26 protein-coding genes and 4 pseudogenes are annotated in these 24,547 nt (G+C 62.3%); 20 read left to right on the forward strand and 10 right to left on the reverse strand.

Translation table 11 applies throughout. The features are described 5' to 3' along the window. The 13 genes from NN5_RS26340 to NN5_RS13175 all read left to right on the forward strand — a co-directional run. The coding region (locus NN5_RS26340) for a hotdog family protein (RefSeq protein ID WP_067734600.1) at window positions 1-599 on the forward strand (599 nt) is incomplete at its 5' end. A gap of 115 nt (window positions 600-714) precedes the next feature. Continuing rightward, on the forward strand, window positions 715-1,920 hold the full coding sequence (locus tag NN5_RS13110; RefSeq protein ID WP_067734558.1) for a hypothetical protein: 1,206 nt from the start codon (window positions 715-717) through the stop codon (window positions 1,918-1,920). Window positions 1,921-1,987: 67 nt separating this feature from the next. After that, window positions 1,988-2,281 (forward strand): DUF5983 family protein, encoded by a 294-nt coding sequence (locus NN5_RS13115; protein ID WP_245656469.1) that lies wholly within the window; start codon window positions 1,988-1,990, stop codon window positions 2,279-2,281. A gap of 131 nt (window positions 2,282-2,412) precedes the next feature. Next, the gene (locus tag NN5_RS13120; protein ID WP_067734560.1) at window positions 2,413-2,667 is read left to right on the forward strand and encodes a type II TA system antitoxin, ParD family; all 255 of its coding nucleotides are present in this window, start codon (window positions 2,413-2,415) and stop codon (window positions 2,665-2,667) included. A 59-nt stretch (window positions 2,668-2,726) separates the two neighbouring features. Further along, window positions 2,727-2,933 (forward strand): hypothetical protein, encoded by a 207-nt coding sequence (locus NN5_RS13125; protein WP_067734561.1) that lies wholly within the window; start codon window positions 2,727-2,729, stop codon window positions 2,931-2,933. 143 nt (window positions 2,934-3,076) lie between these two features. After that, window positions 3,077-3,322: an AbrB/MazE/SpoVT family DNA-binding domain-containing protein gene (locus NN5_RS13130; protein WP_039286629.1), complete on the forward strand. Its 246-nt coding sequence runs from the start codon at window positions 3,077-3,079 to the stop codon at window positions 3,320-3,322. Beyond that, window positions 3,319-3,708: a type II toxin-antitoxin system VapC family toxin gene (locus NN5_RS13135; RefSeq protein WP_067734562.1), complete on the forward strand. Its 390-nt coding sequence runs from the start codon at window positions 3,319-3,321 to the stop codon at window positions 3,706-3,708. Before NN5_RS13130 ends, NN5_RS13135 begins: the two co-directional genes overlap by 4 nt. Before the next feature lie 56 nt (window positions 3,709-3,764). After that, entirely contained in the window at window positions 3,765-3,926 is a 162-nt protein-coding gene (locus NN5_RS13140; protein ID WP_174523894.1) for a hypothetical protein, read from the forward strand. Between the two features lie 186 nt (window positions 3,927-4,112). After that, complete coding sequence (locus NN5_RS13145; protein ID WP_054946280.1) at window positions 4,113-4,325, forward strand: DUF5818 domain-containing protein; 213 nt, start codon at window positions 4,113-4,115, stop codon at window positions 4,323-4,325. A gap of 470 nt (window positions 4,326-4,795) precedes the next feature. Continuing rightward, the gene (locus NN5_RS13155) at window positions 4,796-5,257 is read left to right on the forward strand and encodes a DUF736 domain-containing protein (protein WP_067734601.1); all 462 of its coding nucleotides are present in this window, start codon (window positions 4,796-4,798) and stop codon (window positions 5,255-5,257) included. 91 nt (window positions 5,258-5,348) lie between these two features. Next, entirely contained in the window at window positions 5,349-6,347 is a 999-nt protein-coding gene (locus NN5_RS13160) for a DUF2493 domain-containing protein (RefSeq protein ID WP_067734565.1), read from the forward strand. A gap of 68 nt (window positions 6,348-6,415) precedes the next feature. Beyond that, entirely contained in the window at window positions 6,416-6,658 is a 243-nt protein-coding gene (locus tag NN5_RS13165; protein WP_067734566.1) for a DUF6117 family protein, read from the forward strand. A 411-nt stretch (window positions 6,659-7,069) separates the two neighbouring features. Continuing rightward, window positions 7,070-8,050, forward strand: a complete 981-nt coding sequence (locus NN5_RS13175; RefSeq protein WP_067734568.1) for a DUF2493 domain-containing protein — start codon at window positions 7,070-7,072, stop codon at window positions 8,048-8,050. 156 nt (window positions 8,051-8,206) lie between these two features. On the opposite strand, the gene NN5_RS13180 is transcribed toward NN5_RS13175, so the two are convergent. Beyond that, a complete protein-coding gene (locus tag NN5_RS13180; protein WP_067734602.1) occupies window positions 8,207-8,515 on the reverse strand; it encodes a hypothetical protein in 309 nt (102 codons plus the stop codon). 514 nt (window positions 8,516-9,029) lie between these two features. On the opposite strand from NN5_RS13180, the gene NN5_RS13185 reads away from it, so the two are divergent. The 6 genes from NN5_RS13185 to NN5_RS13210 all read left to right on the forward strand — a co-directional run bounded on the left by NN5_RS13185 (window position 9,030) and on the right by NN5_RS13210 (window position 17,039). Then, window positions 9,030-9,329 carry a CopG family transcriptional regulator gene (locus tag NN5_RS13185; RefSeq protein WP_067734569.1) on the forward strand — a complete coding sequence of 100 codons (300 nt, stop codon included), beginning with the start codon at window positions 9,030-9,032 and terminating at the stop codon, window positions 9,327-9,329. 157 nt (window positions 9,330-9,486) lie between these two features. Next, entirely contained in the window at window positions 9,487-11,589 is a 2,103-nt protein-coding gene (locus NN5_RS13190) for a type IV secretion system DNA-binding domain-containing protein (RefSeq protein WP_067734570.1), read from the forward strand. Further along, entirely contained in the window at window positions 11,586-14,549 is a 2,964-nt protein-coding gene (mobF, locus tag NN5_RS13195; RefSeq protein ID WP_067734571.1) for a MobF family relaxase, read from the forward strand. Before NN5_RS13190 ends, mobF begins: the two co-directional genes overlap by 4 nt. Window positions 14,550-14,580: 31 nt before the next feature. Beyond that, window positions 14,581-15,096 (forward strand): lytic transglycosylase domain-containing protein, encoded by a 516-nt coding sequence (locus NN5_RS13200; protein ID WP_306305105.1) that lies wholly within the window; start codon window positions 14,581-14,583, stop codon window positions 15,094-15,096. 91 nt (window positions 15,097-15,187) lie between these two features. Beyond that, window positions 15,188-15,942 (forward strand): IS5 family transposase gene (locus NN5_RS25160; protein ID WP_373280339.1). Its coding sequence is split into 2 segments (ribosomal slippage): window positions 15,188-15,529 and window positions 15,532-15,942, totalling 753 coding nucleotides; the frame shifts between segments, so codons are not numbered across the junction. 89 nt (window positions 15,943-16,031) lie between these two features. Further along, on the forward strand, window positions 16,032-17,039 hold the full coding sequence (locus NN5_RS13210; RefSeq protein ID WP_067734572.1) for an IS110 family RNA-guided transposase: 1,008 nt from the start codon (window positions 16,032-16,034) through the stop codon (window positions 17,037-17,039). A gap of 253 nt (window positions 17,040-17,292) precedes the next feature. Here the strand turns inward: NN5_RS13210 and NN5_RS13215 are convergent. The 3 genes and pseudogenes from NN5_RS13215 to NN5_RS25165 form a co-directional block, all read right to left on the reverse strand. Then, a pseudogene (locus NN5_RS13215) lies at window positions 17,293-17,766 on the reverse strand (IS3 family transposase); the annotation flags it as partial. Window positions 17,767-17,833: 67 nt separating this feature from the next. Then, window positions 17,834-19,348, reverse strand: a complete 1,515-nt coding sequence (gene ltrA / locus NN5_RS13220; protein ID WP_067734573.1) for a group II intron reverse transcriptase/maturase — start codon at window positions 19,346-19,348, stop codon at window positions 17,834-17,836. Window positions 19,349-19,975: 627 nt separating this feature from the next. Then, a pseudogene (locus NN5_RS25165) lies at window positions 19,976-20,673 on the reverse strand (IS3 family transposase); the annotation flags it as partial. A 97-nt stretch (window positions 20,674-20,770) separates the two neighbouring features. Here NN5_RS25165 and NN5_RS13235 point away from each other — a divergent pair. Continuing rightward, window positions 20,771-21,151, forward strand: a complete 381-nt coding sequence (locus tag NN5_RS13235) for a tyrosine-type recombinase/integrase (RefSeq protein ID WP_174523896.1) — start codon at window positions 20,771-20,773, stop codon at window positions 21,149-21,151. Window positions 21,152-21,319: 168 nt separating this feature from the next. Here NN5_RS13235 and NN5_RS27295 read toward each other — a convergent pair. From NN5_RS27295 to NN5_RS13250, 6 genes and pseudogenes are all read right to left on the reverse strand, one after another. Next, a pseudogene (locus NN5_RS27295) lies at window positions 21,320-21,853 on the reverse strand (thiamine pyrophosphate-dependent enzyme). A gap of 86 nt (window positions 21,854-21,939) precedes the next feature. Further along, window positions 21,940-22,782 (reverse strand): annotated as a pseudogene (locus NN5_RS13245) (IS256 family transposase); the annotation flags it as partial. After that, complete coding sequence (locus NN5_RS27300; protein WP_084384916.1) at window positions 22,736-22,969, reverse strand: transposase; 234 nt, start codon at window positions 22,967-22,969, stop codon at window positions 22,736-22,738. The pseudogene NN5_RS13245 and the gene NN5_RS27300, both read right to left, overlap by 47 nt. A 2-nt stretch (window positions 22,970-22,971) precedes the next feature. Beyond that, window positions 22,972-23,136, reverse strand: coding sequence for a hypothetical protein (locus NN5_RS25870; RefSeq protein WP_157081130.1), 165 nt, complete (start codon window positions 23,134-23,136; stop codon window positions 22,972-22,974). 140 nt (window positions 23,137-23,276) lie between these two features. Continuing rightward, entirely contained in the window at window positions 23,277-23,471 is a 195-nt protein-coding gene (locus NN5_RS27305; protein WP_084384917.1) for a GxxExxY protein, read from the reverse strand. Between the two features lie 21 nt (window positions 23,472-23,492). Then, the gene (locus tag NN5_RS13250) at window positions 23,493-24,533 is read right to left on the reverse strand and encodes a 2-oxoacid:ferredoxin oxidoreductase subunit beta (RefSeq protein ID WP_067734576.1); all 1,041 of its coding nucleotides are present in this window, start codon (window positions 24,531-24,533) and stop codon (window positions 23,493-23,495) included. Between the last annotated feature and the right edge of the window lie 14 nt (window positions 24,534-24,547).

Consider the following 24,547-nt stretch of genomic DNA (forward strand, 5'->3'; position numbering starts at 1 on the left):
CAGTAAGACTAAGCACATTGTGCCGCCGGATCGAGACGCACCTTGCGAGCCATTTCCCTGAAATCCGCTTCGTCCTTCGCAGCGAGCGATTTACCGGTGGCCGCAAGATCACGGCCGAAGTTCTCGACGCCCCGGGTGATCTGTCCACGCGCGAAGCGCAAGAGACATTCATCACGACGGTGCGCGATCAGATCGAGCGCTTCGGCTTTTGCCGCACCAACCCGCTCCAGGATTACTGGAACTGCTCGTTCTATGCCGAAGTGGCCATCGGGCAGGCTTACTGGGCGGCGCTTGCGGCCCGGCGCGGGAAGGCCAATCCGGTCGATAATCTCGTCTCGCTCGCCGGCTTCAAGAAGCGCCTCAAACCCGGCGACACCCTCACTCTCGTGCACGCGCCCTTCAACCATCGCGCGCTGGGCGCGGCGCGCAAGGTGATCGAGGTCCGCTCGCGGGATTTCGTGTTCGAAGGGCGCAGCTACTGTGATTTCCCGCGCGCCGCCAATTTTGCCTGCGATGGACGCCTGGTGCGGATCGCGATCGGGAATGAACACGATCCGGATGCTCACCTGCTTTACGAATGGCAAGCCATCGACGGGTGACGCCGTGCGGGACAGGTCCTGCAAGAATGCAGCGAAGGGGAGGAGGTGGGGAAGGGCGAGTGCGGGGCCAGCGCCGCTCCGGCTCATGTCCTATTCCCATACGAGGAGCCCTGTCATGACCACATTCGCCCGTATCATCGAAAACCCTTCTGACGCGCCCGTCAGCACTGGATACCGCGTCGACATCTCGCGCGGCCAGAATATCTCTCGCGTCTCATCCGAATGGTTCTCGCGCCCCGACGATGAACGCTATCTCTCGCTCACCGAACTCCACGCCAGCGTGCGCCGCCGGGCCGACCAGGCGACGACGCGGATCGTCGAAAGCAGGCAGGTGCGTGTCGAGGCGCGCAGCGAGGACCCGGAAATGCTCACGCTGATCGCGCCGGGCGACGATACGCCGATTGCGCCGACCAACTGGTCCTTCGGGCAGCTCGCGAGTCTGGTAGGCGCCCCTGCTTCCTATCTGCGCACGCTGCCGGCAGCGCTTGCCGGGATCAACATGCAGCACGGATTACTCTCCCATCGCGGCGAACAGGTGAAACTGCTCCAGACCGATACTGGCCGCACCGAACTGCGCGCGGTCACCGGCCCTGACTATGGCCGCATCTGGGATCACGAACTGGTGAGCGCCGTAATGCGCATTGCAGGCAACGGAACTGGCGATACCCGCTGGAAGGTCCCTGGTGTGCTCGACTGGGGCTCGATGGTTTACAACCCCCATGTCGATGTGAGCAGCGAAACAACGACGCTTTATGCCTCCGACCGCGATGTCTTCCTGTTCCTGGTCGATGACACCCATCCTATCGAGGCCGGCAAGCTTCCCAATGGCGAGCCCGATTTGTTCTTTCGGGGGTTCTATGCGTGGAACTCGGAAGTCGGCGCCAAAACCCTTGGAATTGCGACGTTTTACCTGCGTGCAGTGTGCCAGAATCGCAACCTTTGGGGCGTCGAAAACTTCGAGGAAATCAACATCCGCCACTCGAAGTTCGCCGCCAATCGCTTCGCGCATGAAGCCGCACCCGCCCTCGCGCACTTCGCGGATTCCTCGCCCAGGAGCTTTGTCGACGGCATCAAGCAGGCCCGCGAGCGCATCGTTGCCCGCAAGGACGAGGACCGCGAGGACTTTCTGAGGAAGCGCGGTTTCTCCAAGACCGAGACCGGCAAGATCATTGCCAGCGTGCTCGCCGAGGAAGGTCGTCCGCCCGAGAGCCTCTATGACTTCGTGCAGGGGATTACCGCCCACGCGCGGAGCAAGACCAATCAGGATGCGCGGCTCGAGATCGAGGGCAAGGCGCGCAAGATCCTCGAAAAGGTCAATTGAACCGCCACGTGCCGGCCACGCGATCGTCGCATCGGCCGGCACGTCCCCATTTTCATTATCGTTGGAGGTGCCTGTGGAATTCGGGCGCTATCTCGTGCTCAGCACATCGCATGTGTGCCTGAGCACAGCCGACCGGCTCGATGCCTGGGCCGCGCTCGACCGCTCGCTTCGGCCACTGGCCGTCGCATCGACCCATGAAGGCTGGTTCGTGGCCAGCCGCGAAATCCCCGAACCCTACTGCCGGAAGGTTCCCCTGGAGCTTCTGGCGGCCATGCGCTTCGCCCGGGATCTGGGGTGCAGTTACCTGCTGTTTGACTGCGATGCCGACACCATTGATGCCCTGCCGGTGTTTCCGTGGTGACTCCGGCCCTGCGTTTGCCAGGAGCGCGAGGCACAGTGTGAGCGGTGAAACCATTACAGCCCTGCCGGCATGCATGACAACAAACCCACATTTCTGTAAATGGTCGTTTGTAGAAACTTGCGAGGCCCCCCATGAGTCGGCTCACCATCGATATCTCCGAGCAGCAGCACCAGAGCCTGAAGGCCCTGGCGGCCTTGCAGGGCAAGACGATCCGGCAGTATGCGATCGAGCGGCTTTTTCCGGCCGATGGTGACACCGATCAGCCTTGGGCTGAACTGAAAGCGCTTCTGGGCGAACGGATCGACCAAGGCCTTGCGGGCGGTATTTCAGGCAAGAGCATTGGTACGATACTTGATGAGGAGCTCGGCGAGGATCGCCGGGATTGACGATCAGCCCGTTCGGGCGACATTGATGATCGCGGCGAACCCTGGATTGGAGAAGCTCCATGCACAATGCCGATACCGGCTGCACGCTATCGCCGCGCCGGGCAGAACTCACAAATTTTGATCGGGCTTATAATGTTGCCCTCCGCGCGCGCCAGCAAACGGGTCTGCGCCAGTTTATCGTCAGGACCGGCAATCCATTTCAACCGATCCGCACAAGTTGTCTGGCGCCTGGCAACGACGAAATCATTCTCGCGCTTGTCGCATGAAGCGGCGGCCATTCGCCGCGCCTGCTGCCGTCAACCATTGCCGCGTTGGGCGGTGATCTGCGACGCATGACAAGAGGTGTAAATTGTGCCATGTATTCTAAATTATGTCACAATGTTGATCATCAGCCATATGGGCCTGCGCTATGACAATCCAGATTTCGATAACACCCAGCGGCAGGCTGAGCTTGCCCGCCGATATCCGCAAGCGGCTTGGCCTTGCAGGTGGCGGCTCGCTGATCGTCGAGGAAACCCCTGACGGCGTGATCTTGCGCACTGTCGCCCAGTCGGTCGCGCACGCCCGCGCGCTCGCCCGAAAATATACCGCTGACCGGCCTGATGCCTCAGTCGATGCGTTTCTCGCAAACCGGCGTGAAGACAGCGGGGCATGAGCGCATTCATTCTCGATGCGTCCGCGCTCCTGGCCATGCTCCGGGAGGAGCCTGGCGGTGACAAGGTGGCCGAAGCGCTTGGCGATGCGCGCATGAGCGTGGTCAACTACGCGGAAGTCGTCAGTCACTTCATTCACAATGGTATGCCCCCACACAAAGTGGATGACATGCTGCATCCCTTGCCAATCTCCCTTGTTCCGGCTGATGCCGATATCGCGCGGCTTGCAGGGCACTTGCGTGCCTTGACTGCTGACGCCGGACTGTCTCTGGGCGACCGCTTCTGTCTGGCCCTGGCCTCGATTGAGAATGTGCCGGCCTGGACATCGGACCGACAGTGGAGCGCAGTTGCCGAAAAGGTAGGTGTTGAAGTGGTCTCCATTCGGTGAAAGCGGATGGAACGGGCCGCCGACCCTATCGTCGATCCGCCAGCGATAGCCTTGGTTTGGCCAAGGAACTGGAAGCAACGCGTCAGGTGCGGCTCCATGCGCTTCGCGCCGAGATCGAGCATGGCGCCACCAGCGGCCCCGGCATTTCCGGCGATCAGGTATTCGCGAACGCCCGCAAGTGCATCGCCGGCATCGCCGCCGGCGCTACGAACAGTTGATCGATCTGCAGCCTTCTTCTGCGCCGCGACGCGGAAACACCAGGATAGCATCTGCCATATGTTAAGCCTTGATCATTGCGGAGGATCGCCGGACAGGGGGCGCATGGTCTTGCCGCGAATCAATTGCTGGACGTTCCGTGCTCACACTGGCGCACACGGTGCGCTGCGCTTGAAAGCCATGGTTTGATGGCGTCGCACCATCCTACCTATCGCCGCCTTACTGGCCTGCTGCGCCTCAACGGCCGCAGCGCCGTTCTCGAAACGGGCGATGGGGATTTGATCTTCCTCGTTTCCGAGGACGATCTTGCCCCATTCCATGACCAACAGGTTGTCGCCGAGGGCCAGATGGCCGGACCAGACCGCCTCACGTTGACCTGGATTGCTCCAGCTTCAGCCTGACCTCGGCATGCACCGTGTGATTGGAAACTGAGGTGCGGTGATCCGGAACGCGACCGGATAGCCCCTTCATCCCCCAGGCGCTGATCAGTTCCGCCTTCGCCGCGAACCAGCAGTGCGCTCAAGTTCGGCCGCGGAAACTTCGAGATCCACAGCAAGCTGGGTGAGGGCGCGTGCTGCGCCCAGCCGCATCATGCCGTCGTCTTGCGCGCCTGAACACCCGCGCGCTGCGCGCTTGCGCGTAAGGTCCGCCACGGTGCGAAGCGTTTCCGAGTCCATAGCGGAACAATACCCCTGAAATAGGGAGCGAGCCAGTCCGCCCAGGTTGGCGGACGGCGTGGCGCGAGAGGGAAGGGTGTTGCGCCCGGCCACGCAAGGATGAGGCCGCTACGGCGGGATACAGAGGAGAGGAGGTCCGGAGAAGGTGTCGCGAAGAAATGGTTCGAGAGCGACATCATCAAGGAGTGAAGATCATGAACATTGGAGAAGTTCGCAGCGTCAATGGCCGCCTTACCGGGGCCATCGCCACCCGCACCATCGACCTGCCGCGTATCGGTTTGCGCAAGGTCGAGAGCATGAGCGACCGAGCGCCTGCTTACGAGATCCTGGCGCTCAACGTCGCCCGGCGCTGGGTGCAGATCGGGGCGCTGTGGGAGGCCTTTTCAAAGAAGACCGGGGAAGCGTTCCTTGCCGGATCGGTCGATGATCCGGGCCTTCCCGAACCGCTGCCCGTCGCGCTCTTCCCGACCGAAGATGGCGGCTACACCATCGCCTGGCGGCGCGAGACCATGCGGTCCGAGTTTGCCGGTGGCTTCGGCGGGATGCAGCGCTCCTACGACGAGCGTGGGCAGGAAGGCTTCGGTGGCAGCACTGCAGGAGCCGATGGCGCGCTGATGGCCGCCGGTGCCGATGAGGGCGACGAACCGCTGTTCTGATCCTGCACGAACAGCACCTTGCGAAGGCCGGGGCGCAATCAGCGCCTCCGGCCTTTTCTTGTTCAGATCCCGAGATGTGAAAGGCCTTGCCATGAACAGCACACCGCCCACGCGCAGCGTCGATCGCTTCGCCGACCTCAAAACCCTCTATGCCGAAATGACCGCTACCCCGGAATTCCAGGCGGCGTTCGGCGACCCGCTTGCTGTTTCCATCACCCAGCCGGGCGAGGAACCGGGTGAACATGATATGCCCGAACCCTTCGCGGCGCAGGCCGAATGCGGCGGTGTCATCGCCGCGATCTTCGACCTGTTCACCGGCACTCGGCTCGAACCGCTCGCCCCCGAAATTGCCTGGGGTTTCGTCAACAGTTTCCACTTCGTTGCCGGAAAACTGGAACGGCGCGAGGACGCTATTGCCCTCGAACTGGGTGATCTGGCGCGCCATCCTGACATGAGCGAGGTCTACAACAACGAGCTCGAAGAGAAGCAGCTGCTGTGCCAGTCGCTCGCCGAGCAGCGCGCCGCTATCGAATGCATGCGCGATTACGCGGCGGAGATGTACCGGGTGCAGTCGGGCTGGCCCTGGTCTCCGGCGCGCGGCAGCAAGGCCTCCTCGGCCTCGTCCGCGAGCCAGATCGCGGCGCTCGATTTCCTGCGAGCCCGCGAACTGGCCGCGCGCGAGAAGCACAGTCCCAAGGGACCTGTTGTCGTGTTTTCGGGTCCCGCCCAATGGCACGACTGGGAAACGCTGTGGGCGCGGCTCGACGAGATCAAGGCGCGCGTGCCGCACATGACATTGGTGACGACCGGACAGCGGAAGGGCGCCGATGCCATCGCGGCGGCCTGGGCCGCGCGCCCGGAAAACAGCGTGCCGCTGGTTGCCTACGGGCTCTACGGTTCGGGCCGTAAGACGGCCTTCACCCGCAACCGCAAGCTGGCGGAACTGAAGCCGGTCGAAGCGCTGCTGTGCGAAGGTTCAGGCCTTCAGGCGAATCTCTATCAGGTTCTGCGCGAGGCCCATGTTCCGATCCATGCGTTCCGCAAGACGGACCAGATCGATGACACCGCTGTCCCGTGTATGCGGGCATGACGCCGGCCTGATCATCCGGGGCAGGGCCTTTGGCCTGCCCCATCATATTCCCAGGACAGGAGGTTCGCATGGCAATCCCCGAACCCTATCGCCGCAATTTCGAGACGCTCCTTCGCGCTGCGGCCGATGGCAATCTCGCACTGCTGGAATGTACCGATGCCCTGACCGGCGTTCCTCGCTACGTCGTCACGGCCGTGGGCCGCGACGGAGACGATTTCGTTATGACGCCCTTCGGGCATCTCCATGACGGCAACCCTTTTGACGCCTACCTTCCGCCTGATCCGGGCGATGGCCCACTACCACGAGCATGACGAGGGCAGCGCGGACAGGATTGGTCCGCGCGACTGAACCGAACAATTCGGGCTGGCCGCACTCCTCGCGCGCCAGCCCATTTTTGTGCTGCCGGGGAATTCACACCTTCCGCTGATCCCACCGGTAAAGACGCACCCGCGAACCATGCAAAAGCCCCGCCATGGGCATCGAGCCCATGCCAGGGCTCGGGCGTATGGGGCAGGCGCCCGTGTATTATTCTCTCTTCCAACAAGTCCAAGTATGGCACGGGGTCAGCCCCGGCCTCAAGGATCGACGGCCCCTCCAATTTGCTGCGCAAATCGGTTCCTCCGTCGCCCGCTTCGCGGCCGGGCTGCGCCCGGTCCTTGACCCCGGCGCTCGCAGCCCGTGCCCGAGGGGAAGCCTCTTTTCCTGAATTCAAGGAGGCTACGATGAACACCAAGCGCACCATTCGCGACTTTTCAGAAATCGCCGATCTCATCGCCGCGGAAACCATGACGCCGGCGGATGGCTTCTCCACCGCTTTCGAAACCGGCCTCGATGCGAGCCGCATGGGTATCGCCGAAGACGAACTGACCTGCGACATGCCGGATGCCATGCAGGCCCAGCTCGCCACAGAAATGCTGGTCGCCACGCTCTTCGATGTGCTGCGCGATACCCGCATCGAAAGCCTTGCGCCGCGTCTGGCCTGGGGGATCGTCAACTCCTTCCACAAGGTGGCTGAACAGCTCGACGGCGAAGCCGACCGGGCGGCGATGAAGGTTCGCGATCTCGCCCGCGATGCCGATGGCAGCGAGGTGCTGATGGGCGAACTGGAGGAAGCGCAGGTGCTCTGCCAGTCGCTGGACGAAGCACGCGAAGCGGTGGCCTGCATGCGCGATCACGCGGCGGCAACCTACCTTGCCGAAAGCGGGCGGCCATGGTCCTCCCCGAGGGGCTCGCTGGTCTCCTCCAAGCGCACCGCCTCGGTGGTCGCCGCGCAGGACTTCCTCGCCGCGCGGCGGATCCGCAAGGCCGAGACGCACGCACCGAAAGGTCCGGTGGTGGTCTTTTCCGGAGGACAGGTGTGGGAGGATCACGAGCTTCTTACCGAAGCGCTGGATGCGGTGAAGGCGCGGGTCCCGAACATGGTGTTGGCGACCACAGCACAGGACAAGGGCTGCGATGCGATCGCGGCGGCCTGGGCGGCGCGGAGCGGCACCATGCTCATCGCCTTCACGCTCGACCGGCGTCTCGGCAAGCGGGCGGGGTTCGCGCGCAACGAGCAACTCCTGGCCCTGCGTCCGGTTGAAGCGATCGTGTGCGAAGGCTCCGGGCTGCAGTCGCATCTTGCCCGTGAGGTGAGGGCCAAGCGGATACCGGCGCACTTCTTCGCGCTGAAGGACCAGCGCTCCAATCGGGCCGCAGCGTAAGAGGGGAGCAAGGACCGGTCGGGCTTCGGCTCGGCCGGTCTCTCTTTTTGCCAGCGAGGATATCGCCCCCGCTCAGGGACCCGAAGCCTTACGGCTTCGCGCCCGTCGCGGGGCCGATGCGGAGCCACGAGTGTGGCTCCGGCCTCCTGCGCGTGGCTACGCCATGCTCGTCGCTGGGCCATCCCTGCGGGATGACTTGGTATTCGTGGGAGTACCCGGCTGGGACGAGGTGCTTGCCTCCGGGAGGGCGCGAAGGGCGCTCACGGCAGCCGCGCCGCCACACCGGACCGCGGCGACAAGCAGGTCGCGAAATTCCCGTTCGGTGAGGACCTCGACGGGCAGCTCGGTGACGATTTCGGCGTATTTGCCGCGCAGGGCGCGGCGGGTCTTTTCCACCTCTTCGGCCATCATGCGCTGGCGTACTTCGAGGTCGGCGAGGCGTTCACGGTCGGTCTTCCTGGGCATGTCCATCGCTCCTTCGATGGTCTACCCGCCGTCTCCATTATCGGCCGCCAGGAGGCGGCCTGCAATCCCTGGACGGGGAGGTCATCATGAAATCGAAGCTTCCCCTATGTGGCACCATGATCAGCCTGCCGGTGTCCCACCGGCGAAAGGACAAGGCCCCCTTCGGGGGAGCCGCGCCCCTTCCGGGACGTGGCGACGCAGCGAGAAATCGCTGCGCAAGAAAGGACGCACGGACGTGGCCGTTTTGTAATGCACCGTACGCACGGGTGCTGCGCGCGTTTTCTCGGCTTGTTCAGTGGGTTGCAGCGGGTGCCGTGTCATTCGCTGGACCGGGTTGGCGTCATACCGGTAGTATCGCGATTGAGCCTCTCCTCGCGAACCCCTTGGGCTTCCTCGTTTTTCCGGCGTGTGCCACGGCGGACAGCGGCATTTCTTGAGTTTTCTGCCGGTTTGCGGTAGAAAACTCCTGCTTCATGACATTCTAACGCCGGGCTTCGCACAGCGGAGCAATGGCATGCACAGAATAAGCGTCCGGGTGGACGACACCCTTTTCCGGCAGCTTCAGCGCCGGGCCTACGGAGCAAACCTCACCTTGTCTGAGTTCGTCCGCCAGGTTCTGGGCGAGGCGGCCGATCCCGATGGGCGCTACATCTATTCCTCGCAGGACGAGGTTCTGGCGACTTCGATCCAGATACTGACCTTGCTCGCGACTTCGATCGGCGCCCGCGCGCCCGAACTTCTCGAGCGGGGGATGCTCGATGCCCGCGCGATCCTCGGCGAACGGGGCCTCCTCGATCCGGAGCAGGACCGATGAAGGGGGGCATGTCAGGAGGCCGGCGGCACCCAAAGCGTGCGGTTCGGTTGTCGCCGGCTGCTCCACAGTTCGGGCACGGCGCTATCCCCGAACCAGTCCAGCCGGGGCTGCGTTTCGGCGCTGAAGCGCTCCCTTTTGCGCAGGAGGGAAGGCGCTCATGAGCATCTTTCGCAGCGATACCCTCGGGAGTTGGACCCGCGGAGGGCAGTCGATCGTCCATAATGTCCGCATGACCACGCAGGTCTTTTTCCAGACCGTAATGGCCGGGCTGGGATTGTGGGTGATCCTGACGGTGTGGTGGGTGCTGGAGCATATCAGCGACTATCAGCGCTTCGTGCTCCTCAAGCTTCTTGAAGCGAGTATGAAGGTTCAGGCGGCACCCGGAACAAACGACCCCGTCCTCTTCAAGACGCCCGCCGGCTATCAGTACTGGACCTCGGCCGATTGGCTGCTGGCATCGCCGATCGCGGCGAAGACACTCCATGCCTTTGAAGCCGAATGCATCCGGGGGGCCATATTGTCGGGAGCAGGTTCGCTCGTCGTGCTCGCCTGCGCCTGGTATGCCTTTACCCGCACGGGCAGGGGGCTTGGCTCGAACGAATACCTGCGCGGTGCAAAATTCGGAACGGTCAGGCAGGTCAGACGGGTGCTCTCCAAATTCGAGCGAGGAAGTTTTCGGATCGGCGGTGTTCCGGTGCCCGATGCCTTCGAACCGGAGCATATCCTGCTGTGTGGAGCCCCCGGCACGGGTAAGACGAACATCATCGTCAAGATGCTCGAAGGCATTCGCAAGGAGGGCAAGCGCGCGATCGTCTACGATACGGCAGGGACCTTCGTCGAGAAGTTCTACCGCCCGGGAAAGGACATCATCCTCAATCCGCTCGACGCCCGCACCGCGCACTGGTCGCCGTGGGGGGACGTTCCGCGCGAATATCACTACGACCAGATGGCGGAATCGACGATCCCCGACAAGGCGGGCGATCCCTTCTGGGCAAGGTCCGCGCGCGGGACCCTGGTCGCGGTCCTGAGGAAGCTTGCACGCGAAGGTGAGATGCTGGTCTCGGTGCTTCTCGACCGCCTGCTGCGTTCCCGGCTCAAGGATCTTGTCGCCTTTGCTCAGGATACCGAAGCGGCCGCATTCATCAGCCTCGAAGGGGACCGGACATCGGCCGGAATCCAGGCTGAACTCGCTTCCGTAATGCGCAGCTTCTCCTACCTCGACGACACACGCACCGGGCTATCGATCCGCGACTGGGTTACCAACGAGGAGGGAGACAACTGGCTCTTCATCACCGTCAAGGCCGACCAGCTTCCTTCCTTGCGGCCGCTCATCACCGTCTGGATCGACATCGCGATCTCGGCAATCATGAGCATGGCGCCGGATCACCGGCGTCGTCTCTACTGCGTGGTCGACGAACTCCCCACCCTGCAGAAGTTGCCGTCCCTGTCGGACTTCCTTGCCCGCGCACGCAAGTACGGCGGCTGCGGTATCCTCGGCTTCCAGTCCTACCCGCAATTGGAAGCGACTTATGGGATCCAGGATGCCGCGGCGATCACGGGCTATTGCTCGACCTGGGTCGCGCTACGGGCGAACGACACCCCCACAGCCAAGCACGTTTCGGAAAACCTGGGGCAGGTCGAACAGATCGAGGCAAACGAAGGCATGTCCTACGGCGTCAACGACATGCGCGACGGGGTGAACCTCTCGCGCATGCAGGTGACGCGCCCGCTCGTCATGCATACCGAGGTCACCAACCTGCCCAATCTCTCGGGGTATTTGCGCTTCGGCCGGGACCTGCCGGTGGTGCGCTTCAAGGACAAGTTCAATTCCTTGCCGACGATTGCCCAAGGCTTTGTGGAGCGTAACGATCCTCCCCTGCGCGACGGAGAAGGTGCTGCGATCATTGCTGCCCTGCGGGCGGCGGAGAAACCAGATGCGTGCTCCGAACCCGGTGAAGCGGGCACTGCGAATGGCAAAGCAGAACGGCGTGAGAAGCGACGCAATCCAGGCGGGAAGTCCGGCGATGCAGGTGGGCAGCCTGATCTATTCGAGAACGCCCCTCCTTCGGATGGCCTGCCTTCCCCCGAACCTGTTCCGCCCGTGTCGCCGGATAACGGCGAGGTGGTCCCGGACGGCAATCCGGACCAACCACGCGAAGTGCAGGACTTCACACTCGGCGCGAAGCGCGGCCGTCCGCGTATCGAGATCAATGTCTATAATCGTTCTGGCGGACCTTCGCGCAAGGCCCGGCCGGCATGATCCATCCCCGCCGTCTCAAGGGCACTTCGGGCAATATCGCGCGCTACTATACGGTGGGCGACTATTACACCAAGGGTGGTGCCGAGCCCAGCCAATGGGGAGGGCGCCTCGCGCCCGAGCTTGGGCTTGAGGGCAAGGTCGATCCGCATGTCTTTGCCGAACTGCTTGCCGGGCGCGTGGCGGGCCAGCAGCTTGGCCGGCATCGCGGGGACGGGGAGATCCAGCACCATCCCGGATGGGACTTCGCGGTCAATGCGCCCAAGTCGGTTTCGATCATAGCGCTCGTCGCGGGCGATGACCGGATCATCGCCGCACACGAACGCGCAGTGACCACGGCTCTCTCCTATCTGGAAGAACATGCTTCGCTCCGCCGGCGCGAGGACGGTGAGATCATCCACGAGACAACCGGAAGACTGCTGTTCGCCCGTTTCACCGAGCATGCGAGCCGGGACCTTGACCCGCACCTTCATACGCATGTTGTCGTCCTCAACATGACCAATCGTGAAGTGGGCGGCCCCATGGCGAGCCTCGAGACCCGGGCCATGTTCGCCGAGCAGATGGTGGCGGGACAGGTCTACCGCAACGAACTCGCGCGGGACCTGCGTGAACAGGGCTTCGAAATCGAATTCGATCCGCGCCGGGGCCTCTTCGAGATCGCTGGCGTGCCCAAGGACTTCATCCGCGACACCTCGCAGCGTTCCCGAAAGATCGATGCTCACGCCCAGGAACATGGCCTGGCAGGGCAGGCCGCGCGCAGGGCCTCGTTCTACGAAACGCGCGGAGCCAAAGTGAAGGTGGGGCTCGGCGACCTGAAAGAGCAATGGGCCGAGCGCGCAAAACCTTATGTGAAGGATCTGGCTGACCTTGGTTCCCGAGCGGCAGAACGGGAACGAGAGGGGCTGCAGCGCGATCCTATGGCAAGCCGGCGCGCGGCCCTGTTCGGGATCCGCCAGGCAGAAACCCGCGAGGCCGTCTCCAACCTGGGCTCACTCTACCGTCATGCGCTGGCAAGCCATGTCGGGGAGGTCCGTCTCGCCGAAGTGCGGCCACTCATCGGTGAGCATGAAGCACGGCGCAAACTGTTCGCGGTGCGCGAGCCGACCGGCGATCATCCCCTGACCCGGGGGCGCACAACGCGGCGCAGTGCACGCCTCGAGCAGGCCTTGTCGCGCGAACTCGCCCTTGCACTGGATGATGGCCGGCCCATTGCTTCGTCCGATCGCCTGCTGGCACGGCTCGAACACGCAGGGCTCAATCCGGCGCAAGAGCAGGCGCTGGTCATGCTCGCGTCGTCGCGCGATCGTGTCATGGGTCTCCACGGCGTCGCCGGTGCAGGCAAGTCGACCTTGATGCGAACGCTTGCCGAGGCGGCCGAACCTGGAACGCGCTTTCTTGCTCTGGCGCCGACGTCCTCGGCCGCCGCCAATCTAGGCGACGGGGCACGCGTTGATGCCAGAACCGTGGCCAGCCTGTTGGCAGGCGGCGGGCACGGGATCACTCATACCCACGTCCTGCTGGTCGACGAGGCGGGGCAACTGGGGAACCGGCAGGCTCAACGCCTGCTCCAGATAAGCCGGGAGACAGGCGCGAGGCTCATCCTGCTGGGGGACAACCGGCAGACTGGCGCGATCGAGCAGGGCAAGCCGTTCTGGCTCCTTCAGCGCCTGGGACTTCCGACTGCGGAGCTGACGGAATCGATGCGGCAGGAAACGCGCACGATGAAGGCCGCGGTGACCGAAGCCCGGGCAGGAAACTACGCCGCCTCACTCGAAAGGCTCGACAAGGTGGTGAGCGGGGCAAGCGCTGAGCGCCTGGCGAGGGGACTCGTCGAGGAATGGACCCGGCTGGGGCCGGAGACGCGCGCGACGACCAATATCCTCGTGCTCGAGAACGAAACGCGGCTCCTGGTCAATGCAAAGATCCGCGAAACCCTCAAGTCTGAGAGTGCGATTGCGGCCGAGGATACCCGCCTCTCGGTGCTCACCCCCGCAGGCATGACCGCCCAGGAAAAGCACTTCGCGCGCTTCTATTCTGGTGGGCAGGTTGTCACTTTTGCTCGCGATTTGGCCGGTCCGGGCATCGCCCGCGATACCGAGTACCGGGTGGCCGGTCTCAGCCAGGATGCCAATGGCAGACAGGTCGTTCGCCTTGTCGATGAGAATGGCCGGATGATCCGGTGGGATCCGCGCCTGGGGCAAGCGCGTCACGTCAATGTGTTCCACCGCCAAGAGCGTGATCTTGCGCAAGGCGACCGCATCCAGTGGAGGCTCGTCAACCGCGAACTGGACCTGAAGAATGCCGAGCGCGGTTCGGTCGAGAAGCTGGAAGGGAGCCTGGCCACCATCCGCTGGGACCGCGGGGAGCGCGTCCAGACCATCGACCTATCCCTGCACAAGACCTGGGACCACGGTTATGCCGAAACCGTCTATTCCGCGCAGTCGAAGACCTATGCGCGGGTCTATGTCCTGGCGCCGGTCAATTCCGCACTGGTCAACGGCCAGAACTACTACACGGCGATCACCCGCGCGCGTCTTGGCGTGAAGCTCTGGACCGAAAACGAGAAGAAGCTGGTCGAGAAGTTGGAAGCGCGATCCGGGGAGAAGACTTCGGCGCTGGAAGGGCTCGGCCGGCTCGATCGAGATGCCGCGCGCGCTCTTGGCGATCGTCATGCGGGACGCCTAGCGCAGGCGCGTGACGATCAGCAGCGCTTGCGACAGGACCGGCGCGACCAGCTGCTGGAACGCCAGCTTGATCAGCGCCGCTCCTCGGAGGGATTGAGTGAGCATCTCGCAGAAGGTGCGCGCGGCATTGCGGAAATCATGGATCGTATCCTGAAAGCGGCACTTGATCGCCGTGCCAGCTCCGGGCGCCGTCATGTTGATTCGGGCAGGAGCCAAGCTTCACCGCCCGCCGATCAAGATCACCAGAAATTCAACGATCGATCCGGTTTTGACCGCTGATACCATTGCTCAACCGTGAGGGAGTTCGCACATGACCACCAATTTCCTTGGGTCCACGCTATTCGGGCAGGCGCCTCGGCTTTGGCTGCCCGCGTCGGCGTTCATGCTTATTGCCACGCCGGTGCATGCCGCGGTGCGTAAGGCCGATGAAGCCCGTATTGCCGGTTGCATCCACGACGCTGCTGCGGGCCGTCCCTGGCTTGAAAAGACCCTCTGGGGCCTGCGCGATCAGGAGGCGGGCTGGATCGGTGCCGAGGTCCGCAACACCAATGGCACGTATGATCTTGGCCCCTTGCAGATCAACAGTTGGTGGGTGCCGAAGATTGCACAGCTAATGGGCAGGTCAGGCCCTGAGGTCCGCAATTGGCTCCGCTTCGATGCCTGTTTTAACGTGGAAGCGGCCCGCTGGATATTTCTCGCGGCGCTGCGTGATACAGGAGACTTTTGGCGGGCGGTCGGGGTCTACCACAGCCCGACAGCCTGGCGGCAACGACGCTATTCGCTGAGCGTGGCGAAGCGCATGCAGCAAAGATTTGGCAAGGATTGAATAGCCCCTAGTTTTCTAGGGTCCGGACCCAATAACTGGATTCCCACCACGACAGGATTGTGATTCATTGCCTCTGCGAGGAGGCGGTGAGATGTCTGATTTCTTTTGGTTTTCCGATGCACAGTGGGCTCGGATCGAGCCGCTTTTGCCAACGGATGTTCGCGGCAAGCCACGCGCGGATGATCGTCGAGTGTTGAGCGGGATTGTCCACGCGCTTCGCTGCGGCGGTCGCTGGGCGGACTGTGCTGACGTCTATGGTCCGAAGAAGACGCTCTACAATCGGTTCGTCCGCTGGTCGGAGCGCGGCATCTGGGAAGGCATTTTCAGCGCGCTGGCGGGAGCCGGCGGCGCTCCAGATCGACTGTTCATCGACAGCAGTTGCATCAAGGTCCACCGCTGCGCCGGCGGTGGAAAAGGGGGGCCTTGGCTCATGGTATCGGCCGCACCAAAGGCGGACGCAACACCAAGCTCCATGCCGTCTGCGACGCGAAAGGCCGCCCCGTCGTCCTGCTCCTGACGCCCGGCAACGTCCACGATTGCAAGGTCGCGCAGCTTTGCATCGAGGCGATGCCGCCATCCACCCAACTCGTCGCCGACAAGGGCTATGACAGCCAAGCTCTGCGCGAGTGGCTCGACAAGCGCGGCACCGAGGCCGTTATCCCGCCGCGCAAGAACCGCAAAATCCAGTACGACTACGACAAGGCCATCTACAAGCAGCGCAACGTCATCGAGCGCATGTTCTGCCGCCTCAAGGACTGGCGCCGCATCGCCACCCGCTTCGACCGCAATGTCAAAAACTTCATGGGCGCCATCGCCCTCGCCGCCGCCGTCATCTGGTGGCTGTAACGAGTCATCGTGTAATTGCGGCTGCTTCCCTCGGACCTCGGTAGAGGCGCACACTTCTGGTTGTCGAATCCTGAAGGAAGGAAGCAGCCATGAAGCATTATGCCGGACTGGACCTGTCGATGGAAACCACGCAGGTCTGCATTGTTGACGAAAACGGCCGAAAGCTTGTGTCGGAAAAGGTGGAGAGTTCTCCGGAGGCGATCGCCGCGATACTGAAGCGCGATGGCCCCATCGAGCGTGTAGTGATCGAGACGGGGCGCATGTCGCCGGCGATCTGTCTTGGCCTGCGCGAACTCGGCGTGCCGATCGTGTGCATCGATGCCCGGCAGGCGCACCAGAGCCTGAAGGCGATGAAGGCGAACAAGACCGACCCGCATGATGCCGCTGGGCTCGCGCAATTGGCGCGGACGGGGTTCTACAAGGAGGTGCACGTCAAATCCCCGGCAGCCCATGGCGTGCGCAGCGTGATCACCGCGCGTAGCCACTTGGTCGAAGCACGTGTCCGGCTCGACAACACGATCCGCGGTCTTTGCGCCACGTTCGGCTATCGTCCCGGTACCGGTCAGGGGAAGGCATTCCTCGAGCGCATCATGCAGGCTGCCCACATTCCCGGCTTGGGCGAGGCCATCGCGTCCCTGCTGGCGGTACGCGCTGAACTGGTCGAGCAGATCAAGGCCATGGATTGCCGGCTGCGCATCATCGCCAGCCAGTCGCAGGCCTGCGAAATCCTGATGACCATACCTGGCGTGGGCGTGCAGACATCGGCCGCCTTCGCAGCTGCGGTCGATGAGGCGGGGCGCTTCCGACAATCACGCAATGCCGGCGCCTACTTCGGCCTAGTGCCCAGACGCCATCAATCGGGCGAACTCGACTGGACGGGCCGGATCACCAAGCAAGGCGACGGGACCGTGCGCAAGTTGTTGTATGAAGCCGCCAACTCGATCCTGACCCGAAGCCGGGAAACCTTCGCGCTCAAGACGTGGGCTATGAAGATCGCCAAGCGTCGCGGCCTGAAGAAGGCCCGTGTCGCCCTTGCTCGCCGCCTTGCGGTCATCATGCACGCCATGCTTCGCGACGGCACTTTGTTCCAAGCATGAGATAGAGTAGCATCTGTTTGCCAGCGGTGAAGCGTCAAAGCTGATCCGAGGGCGGTGTCCCGCGAGGGAACGCAGGGACGAACGATCTGCGAAGGTAGTCAGATGGGCGGAAAAGCCCGCATCGAGTCAATGCAACGTTCGCCTCTGTGAGACCCGATACAGCACGACCAGCCTGCGGCTCGGCCAGTGCGGACAGATCCATGAAACCCTCAAGGGATCACACCGCCTAGCTCTGCAATTACAGATCCGGACCCTAGACGCCTTCCGCTTTCAAAAACTGCTGCCGTTCAAACTCGACGGGCGACAGCATCCCGTTCCTGACCTGCTTGCGCACCGGGTTGTAGAACATCTCGACGTAATCGAACACGTCCTGTCGGGCTTCCTCGCGTGTTTTGTAGGTCCGGCGACGGATGCGCTCACGCTTGAGCGACGAGAAGAAGCTCTCGGCCACAGCGTTGTCGTGGCAGTTGCCACGTCGGCTCATCGAGTGCTTCAGATTGTGAGCCCGGATGAACGCAGCCCAGTCCATGCTGGTGAACTGCGAGCCCTGGTCCGAATGGATCAGCACCCGCTGCTTTGGTTTGCGCCGCCATACCGCCATGTGCAGTGCCTGCAGCACCACATCGGTGGTCTGCCGGCTCTGCATCGACCAACCCACTACCCGACGGGAATAGAGATCGATCACGACGGCCAGATAGGCAAAGCCTTCCAGGGTGCGGAGTGGAGTAGGAAGCGCATAAGCGCTTCCCCTCCCCGAACCGTACGTGCACCTTTCAGCGCATACGGCTCTCCATTCAACCTTGGCCCATGGCCATGGCGACATCATGATAGCGAGAAGTGACGGTGTTTCGGAGTTCGTCCCTGAAGATGTAGGGATTTCGCTCCGGGTTCCGCCACCGGAACTGCATCTTCTGGCTGGTGACCAGTCGTCGCAGCGCCTTGCCGACGGCATTGCCCTGATTGCTCCGGTCGTAAATCAGCCACGTCTTTGCTTGGCCGATTGCCGGCACGCGGTACCATTTGCGCATCAAGGGCTTGATACGGGATCGGTACTTCTGCGCCAACCAGTGCGCCATTTTCCAGAACACGACGGTGTCGATGCGCCGGAATGTGCGCGCCGTGAAGTCGGTGAACTTATAGAACGCAGCCCAGCCCACCAGTTGGCGGTTCAGGCTGTCGATCATGTCCACCGCGGCAACCTCATGATTGCCGGAGAGCGCCTCGACCAGTCGGCGAGCGAAGGTCTTGGCTTTCTCCTTGGGTATCGTCGAGACCACGGACATGCGTCCGCTCGATCCCCGCCTGCGGATAATCCGGTGCCCGAGGAACACGAACCCGTCGTTGACGTGGGTGATATGGGTCTTGTCCATATTCAACGTCAGCTTCAGGCCGTCTTCCAGAAAGGCCCGGCATTCCTCGCGGATGGCCTCGGCATGTGCCTTGGTGCCCTTGACGATGACGACGAAGTCGTCGGCGTAGCGGCAGTAGGCGACAGCAGGTTTCCATTGCCGGTTCTCGCGAACCGTGATGGGGCGTCCCTGCTGGATGCCGAAGTTCCATGCCCAGCGATCCTTTCGCGCCTTGGCGCTCAGGTATTTCGCCTCCAGCCACGCATCAAACTCATGGAGCATGATGTTGGACAGGAGCGGCGACAGCACGCCGCCTTGCGGAACACCTTCACTTGAGGCGACAAACAGGCCACGGTCAATGTGGCCTGCCTTCAGGAACCGCCAGAGCAGATCGACGAACCGATCATCCCGGATACGCTGCCGGACGCAGCGAAGCAGAAGCCGGTGGTGGACGGTATCGAAGTAGCTCGCCAGATCACCTTCGATGATCCAGCGGCCCCGCGTTCCGGCGCCAGTATCCTGCAACTGTATCTTCACTGTCCGGACAGCGTGATGCACGCTGCGCTCCGGCCGGAAGCCGTAGGAGAGGCGATGGAAGTCGCTCTCCCAGATCGGTTCCATGGCCATCAGCATCGCACGTTGGACGATGCGGTCTGTCAGGGTCGGGATACCCAGTGGACGTTTCTTGCCATTGGCTTTCGGGATATAGATTCGCCTGACCGGCTGCGGGGCGTAATTCCCCGTCAGCAAATCCGTCCGCAGACTGGCCAGATGTTCTGCCAGTCCAGCCTGCATCCGTTGCTTGTCCATTCCGTCGATGCCCGGGGTTTTGGCGCCGCTAGACGCCAGCACGATCCGGGCCGCCTCGGCAAGCCACGCCCTGTCAGCAATGAGCCGGAGTAGGCGGTCGAACCTGCGGTTCGGATCGCTCTCGGCCCATGTCGCGAGCTTGTGCTGCATTTCACTGATTATCAAAGGTCTTCACCTCGTTTGGTCAGGTAGTTTGCACTTCAAGCAGATTGAACTGTCCCCCTTCGCCATGTGACAGGCTTTCCCTGTCGCGGACTACTACGGGGACTCCGCCAGCATGGTGGACATCGGGGCCAACTCCCTTGGCATTCCATCATGCCTTCCCTCGTTCATATGCTGGACTTTCGCGCGCTGGGGAGGCTGCCGGTCGCAGTCCTTGTCCTTGCGTCCCGCAAGTCGATGCCGATGCCATGGTCTGGCTGCATTCTCTCCATGGCTCCCTGCGGGCGACCTACATGTACGCCCGCATTCGGATGCCGCCGACATACGTCTCCGGCGCCATCATCAGCATTCCGCCTGTTAAGCCGTGTAGGCGAAGGCGACATTTCAGCCCTCGGATGCGGATTAACCGGTTCGTGTTCCTCAACCTTCCAGCGCTACAGCCTCGGGGACCATCTCGGCGTAACGGCTTCGCCTCAATCCCCTTTACCTGCGGGCTACGTCACCCTGCCAGTTGACAGCAGGTCACCGCCGCTTGGGCTCATGCCCCCTCACAGCAGAGGGCAAGGCATTCGTTCAATTCCTCCTTTCTCTTTTGCATTCCAACATACGCCTCCCGGACCATCCGGGACGAGGCGCACTGTAGGTGATGTCTGTCACCCAGGCCCGATCTGGCGCAGCCACGTCGAACTGGCGATCCAGCGTGTTGTCGATTACCAAGGAAGGTTTGCCGCCATAGCTGCCGGGCCGCCGCTTGTAGCCGACCTGCGCCTTGATGCCCGCCAGCCTGGTCAACCGCGCAACACGGTTGGGGCAGCAGGTCTCGCCGTGATCCAACAGGTCATCGTGCAGCTTGCGGTAGCCATAGACCTTGCCGCTGTCGTTCCAGGCCTGTCGTAGCAGCTCCGTCTGCCGAGCATCTTCCCGAGCCCGCTGGCTCAGCGGGCTCTTCTGCCAGGCGTAGAAACCACTGGGCTGGATGCGCAGGCACCGACACATCGACCGAACCGGGAACTGGCCACGATGCTCGGCAACAAACGCGTATCTCACTTTGCATCCCTGGCGAAATACGCGGTGGCTTTTTTTAAGATGTCGCGCTCCTCGGTCACCCGGGCCAGTTCGCGCTTCAACTGGCGGATCTCGGCATCCTTGCCGGCATCGCCAGACACCACCTTCGCCAGTTGCCGCTTCCATGCATACAGCGAATGCTGACTGACGCCGAGACGCTCAGAAACCTCCGCTACCGGATACCCTCGCTCGGTGATCTGGGCCACCGCATCACGCTTGAACTCATCACTGAAATTGGGCTTCCCCATCGTCGTCTCCTGTCCTCAAAATTAGGATAGAAGGCGTCCAGAAATCTAGGGGCTACTCAATCTTCGCCAGCGGATCTGGATCGTGCCAGCTGAGCGTATGAAGGCTGAGCGTGAGCATCGGGTGCCATTGTCCGAGGCAGCGCTTGAAATTCTCAAGGCCACGCCTGCGAAGTCGCGGTCCGGTTTGATCTTCAAGAATTCGGCGATGGGCAATGCCCTCAGTATCATGGCGATGCCCATGCTGCTGCGACGGATGGGCATCGAGGAAACCGTGCACGGTTTTCGCTCTACCTTTCGGGACTGGGCATCGGAGACTACCAATTTTCCGAATGAAGTATGCGAGATGGCGCTGGCGCACACCATTCCGGGCAAAGCGGAGGCCGCTTATCGAAGAGGAGACCTGTTCAACAAGCGCCGTAAACTGATGGACGCTTGGGCCAAGTATTGCGGCTGCAGCGCTGATTCGCTCGCCAAGTGATGTTGAAGGCCCGGTGCATTTAGCAATGTGCCGGGTCTTCAATTGTGTGCTTTGGGGGTTAGACAGCGGGGTTAGACCTGCGATCTGGATCGTTTGTTCGGCTTATTGATGTCAGTAGAAAAATGTTCAGGACGCTTGCCTGCTTGAAGCGGGCGATGAGGCGCCGCCTCAATAGACGCCCCATGAGGCGTATTCGTCGTAGTTCGGGGTCTCGGTGGCATTGACGACTTTGTCGACCGGGACCAGGATCACGGCGGGCTTTCCGCGCGCCAGCGCTCGGGCGATCGCTGGGCCGATGTCCTCTTCGCGCTCGACATATTCGCCGTAAGCGCCGAATCCTTTGGCGACCATGTCCAGTCTGACTCCGTCGCCCCAGTGTGCCTCCGTTTCGGGAGAATTCGGACCGAGCGTTCGGCGATAGACACCGACTCCAAGCCCTCAGGCGTAGTCGCAACTCACTACGCAGATCACCGGGGGCTGCTTGCGAACGGCTGTTTCGAGTTCGGAAATGTGGAACATGAACGAGGAGTCGCCCGTCAGCAGCATCACCGGCCTCTGCCGCTCTGCGGCGAGGGCAGCGCCGATCGCATAGGGCAATCCGGTCCCGAGATGTCCGAGGTTCTGGTTCCACAGCACGTCGCACGGTCGCGCCTGCGAGTAGGTCCAGGTAAAGATCGTGATGGCACCGCCGTCGCGCACCATGATGCCGTTGTCGGGGAATGCGATTGTTGCCTCGACTGTAGATTTCCACTGAGAGTTGGCCCGGGATTTCCATCGAGAAGTGGCTCGGCGCGATAGATGCTGCGCAGGGAAGCTGCGATGGCCTTCCGGTCCGTCCACAACGCAAAGCCCATCGAGTTACGGATCAGATGCACAATGCAGGTCTGGACCACCGTTTGCGGGAACACGGCGTTGATGGCATCGGGGAAGCCCTTCAATCCGTCGACGACGGCAATGAGGATGTCGGCCACACCCCGGTTCTTGAGCTCGTTCATGACGCGCATCCAGAACTTCGCCCCCGCGGTCTGCTCGATCCACATCCCGAGGATTTCCTTGGTCCCGTCGGGCAGGATACCGAGCGCGATGTACACCGCCTTGTTACGGACAAAGACCTCATCCCGGATTTTGACCCGGATCGCGTCGAAGAAGACCAGCGGGTAGCAGGCATCAAGCGGCCGTCCTTGCCATTCAGCGACGGTTTCCAGCACGGCGTCGGTCACCGTCGAGATTAGGTCCGGCGACACATCGATGCCGTAAAGCTCCTCCAGGTGTCCCCGGATCTCACGCACCGTCATGCCGCGCGCATACATCGAGATGATCTTGTCGTCGAAGTCCGGGAAGCGCCGCTGGTATTTGGCGATCAACTTGGGATCGAACGTGCCCTGCCGGTCACGCGGAATGTCCAGCGTCAGCTTCGAAGAACCGGTCAGCATCGTCTTCTTCGAGGTGCCGTTGCGGCGATTGCCGATCCCCACCTCGGCTTCCGATTCGAGATGATCGTCCAGTTCGGCGGCAAGCATCCGCTCCGAAAGCGCCTTCTTCAGTTCAGCAATCAAGCCGTCCTTGGCAAACAAATCCTGCGGATCACGCCCTGACAGCAACTGATCCAGTAACTCCTTGTCGATCGCCATATCGATGGTCCTTTCCATTCCATCTATATGACCTCGCGCACAAAATTACTGACAGGCCCCGCTCAGGTGTCGCTTCATTCGCGGAAAACCCGCAGAAACTGCGAAAGGAGGCACGATTGTCGAGCGCTTCGGCCAGCTTCATGTCGAACAGGTCGTACCAGATCGAAAGAAGCAGGGCCCTGAACATCGCTATTGGAAGGCAGGAGGCTCCCCCTTGGCAGCCCGATAGAGAGGATCAAGAAGCACCGCGACCGAGTTCCAGTCGATCAGCCTGCCAAGCTCGTCGAGCGTTGATGAGGGCCGCGTCCGTCCGGCAAAACCAAACTGCTGCTGACCGATCGAACGCTGCGCCATGGCCACCCCTCATCCTTGGAAAGCCGATAGAATCAGCGTTCAACGCTCCTGTCTACGCCCATCCGCGCAAAGGTCTCATTAGCCATCCAGATCCGAATCTGTTCCATTAACACCTCGCTCAAGTGAGTCCTAGAGCGAGGTCACTTGGGCGCCTCGCGATGTGTGAGTGGAGCGCCACGTTGCCGTTCCACCATAGAACCTTCTTGCCAGAGCACCTTGCAAATGACCGTTTCATATGCGGATTCTAGAAGGCCGCGTCCGATTTCGCGGTGAATGTGAAAGACACAATTCACCGCAATGCGAGGAAGGCGGTGAATGTCCCAATGACGCGGCATCTTGGCGCCTTGGCGGGAGAATTAATCCATCAGCCCGTGCGCGGCCTCGGGCTCGACCGACCAGGTCTGGCCCTTGGACAGCAGCTTGCCGAGATCGGCGGTCTTGCCTTCGATCAGCTTGGCGCGTTCGGCCACGACTTCGCTCTCGAAGGTCGGGCGCGGATCGTCGTAGATCACGCCGAGCGCCATCGGGAAGGCACCGAAAGGCATTTCCACCAGCATGTGGGCGAGGCCGCGGTTCTTGACGTTGTGCACCGCGACGCCCGCCGCCTGCCAATCGCCATCGGCCACGTCGACGACCTTGAGCGAAAGCGTATCGCAATCGAGCGCAAGGCCCTGTGTGCCCTTGGCGAACAGCAGCGGCTCGCCATCGCGGCACCAGACCTGCGTATCATCGGCGACTTTCTTCTGGGTGAAGTCGTCGAAGCGGTCCTTGTTGTAGACGATGCAGTTCTGGAAGATTTCCACGAACGCCGCGCCCTTGTGGTTGTAGGCCGCGATGAGAACCTCGGGCAGGTCCTTCGAGATGTCGTAGCCGCGCGCCACGAAGCGCGCGCCCGCGCCCAGCGCGAAGGCGCAGGGCAGCGCCGGACGGTCGACCGAACCGATCGGGCTGGTCGGCGAATTGGTGCCCACACGGCTCGTCGGCGAGTACTGGCCCTTGGTGAGGCCGTAGATCTCGTTGTTGAACAGCATGATCTGGCAGTCGAGATTGCGGCGCAGCACGTGCATCGTGTGGTTGCCGCCGATCGACATGCCGTCGCCGTCACCCGTCACCAGCCAGACGTCGAGGTCCGGGTTGGCGAGCTTGATGCCGGTCGCGAACGCAGGCGCGCGGCCGTGGATGGTGTGGAAGCCGTAGCTTTCGACATAGTACGGGAAACGGCTGGAGCAGCCGATGCCCGAGACGAACACGGTATTCTTCGGATCCGCATTCACCATCGGCAGCGTGCGCTGCACGGCTTTCAGGATCGCATAGTCGCCGCAACCGGGGCACCAGCGCACTTCCTGGTCGGTTTCCCAGTCCTTGAGCGTGGTCTGGATGGGGGTCATGTCGTTCATGGTATTCGGTCCCC

Source organism: Novosphingobium naphthalenivorans NBRC 102051, from assembly GCF_001590985.1.
In the GTDB taxonomy this organism is placed as follows: domain Bacteria; phylum Pseudomonadota; class Alphaproteobacteria; order Sphingomonadales; family Sphingomonadaceae; genus Novosphingobium; species Novosphingobium naphthalenivorans.

Excerpts from the sequence above, each read along its gene's own strand:
- mobF (WP_067734571.1), top strand. The coding sequence starts at position 11,586 with ATGATCCATCCCCGCCGTCTCAAGGGCACTTCGGGCAATATCGCGCGC.
- ltrA (WP_067734573.1), bottom strand. The coding sequence starts at position 19,348 with ATGCAGCACAAGCTCGCGACATGGGCCGAGAGCGATCCGAACCGCAGG.
- NN5_RS13155 (WP_067734601.1), top strand. The coding sequence starts at position 4,796 with ATGAACATTGGAGAAGTTCGCAGCGTCAATGGCCGCCTTACCGGGGCC.
- NN5_RS13175 (WP_067734568.1), top strand. The coding sequence starts at position 7,070 with ATGAACACCAAGCGCACCATTCGCGACTTTTCAGAAATCGCCGATCTC.
- NN5_RS13200 (WP_306305105.1), top strand. The coding sequence starts at position 14,581 with ATGACCACCAATTTCCTTGGGTCCACGCTATTCGGGCAGGCGCCTCGG.
- NN5_RS13185 (WP_067734569.1), top strand. The coding sequence starts at position 9,030 with ATGCACAGAATAAGCGTCCGGGTGGACGACACCCTTTTCCGGCAGCTT.
- NN5_RS13190 (WP_067734570.1), top strand. The coding sequence starts at position 9,487 with ATGAGCATCTTTCGCAGCGATACCCTCGGGAGTTGGACCCGCGGAGGG.
- NN5_RS13235 (WP_174523896.1), top strand. The coding sequence starts at position 20,771 with ATGAAGGCTGAGCGTGAGCATCGGGTGCCATTGTCCGAGGCAGCGCTT.
- NN5_RS13110 (WP_067734558.1), top strand. The coding sequence starts at position 715 with ATGACCACATTCGCCCGTATCATCGAAAACCCTTCTGACGCGCCCGTC.
- NN5_RS13120 (WP_067734560.1), top strand. The coding sequence starts at position 2,413 with ATGAGTCGGCTCACCATCGATATCTCCGAGCAGCAGCACCAGAGCCTG.
- NN5_RS25870 (WP_157081130.1), bottom strand. The coding sequence starts at position 23,136 with ATGGCGCAGCGTTCGATCGGTCAGCAGCAGTTTGGTTTTGCCGGACGG.
- NN5_RS13135 (WP_067734562.1), top strand. The coding sequence starts at position 3,319 with ATGAGCGCATTCATTCTCGATGCGTCCGCGCTCCTGGCCATGCTCCGG.
- NN5_RS27300 (WP_084384916.1), bottom strand. The coding sequence starts at position 22,969 with ATGTTCAGGGCCCTGCTTCTTTCGATCTGGTACGACCTGTTCGACATG.
- NN5_RS27305 (WP_084384917.1), bottom strand. The coding sequence starts at position 23,471 with ATGCCGCGTCATTGGGACATTCACCGCCTTCCTCGCATTGCGGTGAAT.
- NN5_RS13130 (WP_039286629.1), top strand. The coding sequence starts at position 3,077 with ATGACAATCCAGATTTCGATAACACCCAGCGGCAGGCTGAGCTTGCCC.
- NN5_RS13210 (WP_067734572.1), top strand. The coding sequence starts at position 16,032 with ATGAAGCATTATGCCGGACTGGACCTGTCGATGGAAACCACGCAGGTC.
- NN5_RS13160 (WP_067734565.1), top strand. The coding sequence starts at position 5,349 with ATGAACAGCACACCGCCCACGCGCAGCGTCGATCGCTTCGCCGACCTC.
- NN5_RS13180 (WP_067734602.1), bottom strand. The coding sequence starts at position 8,515 with ATGCCCAGGAAGACCGACCGTGAACGCCTCGCCGACCTCGAAGTACGC.
- NN5_RS13145 (WP_054946280.1), top strand. The coding sequence starts at position 4,113 with ATGGCGTCGCACCATCCTACCTATCGCCGCCTTACTGGCCTGCTGCGC.
- NN5_RS13165 (WP_067734566.1), top strand. The coding sequence starts at position 6,416 with ATGGCAATCCCCGAACCCTATCGCCGCAATTTCGAGACGCTCCTTCGC.
- NN5_RS13125 (WP_067734561.1), top strand. The coding sequence starts at position 2,727 with ATGCACAATGCCGATACCGGCTGCACGCTATCGCCGCGCCGGGCAGAA.
- NN5_RS13250 (WP_067734576.1), bottom strand. The coding sequence starts at position 24,533 with ATGAACGACATGACCCCCATCCAGACCACGCTCAAGGACTGGGAAACC.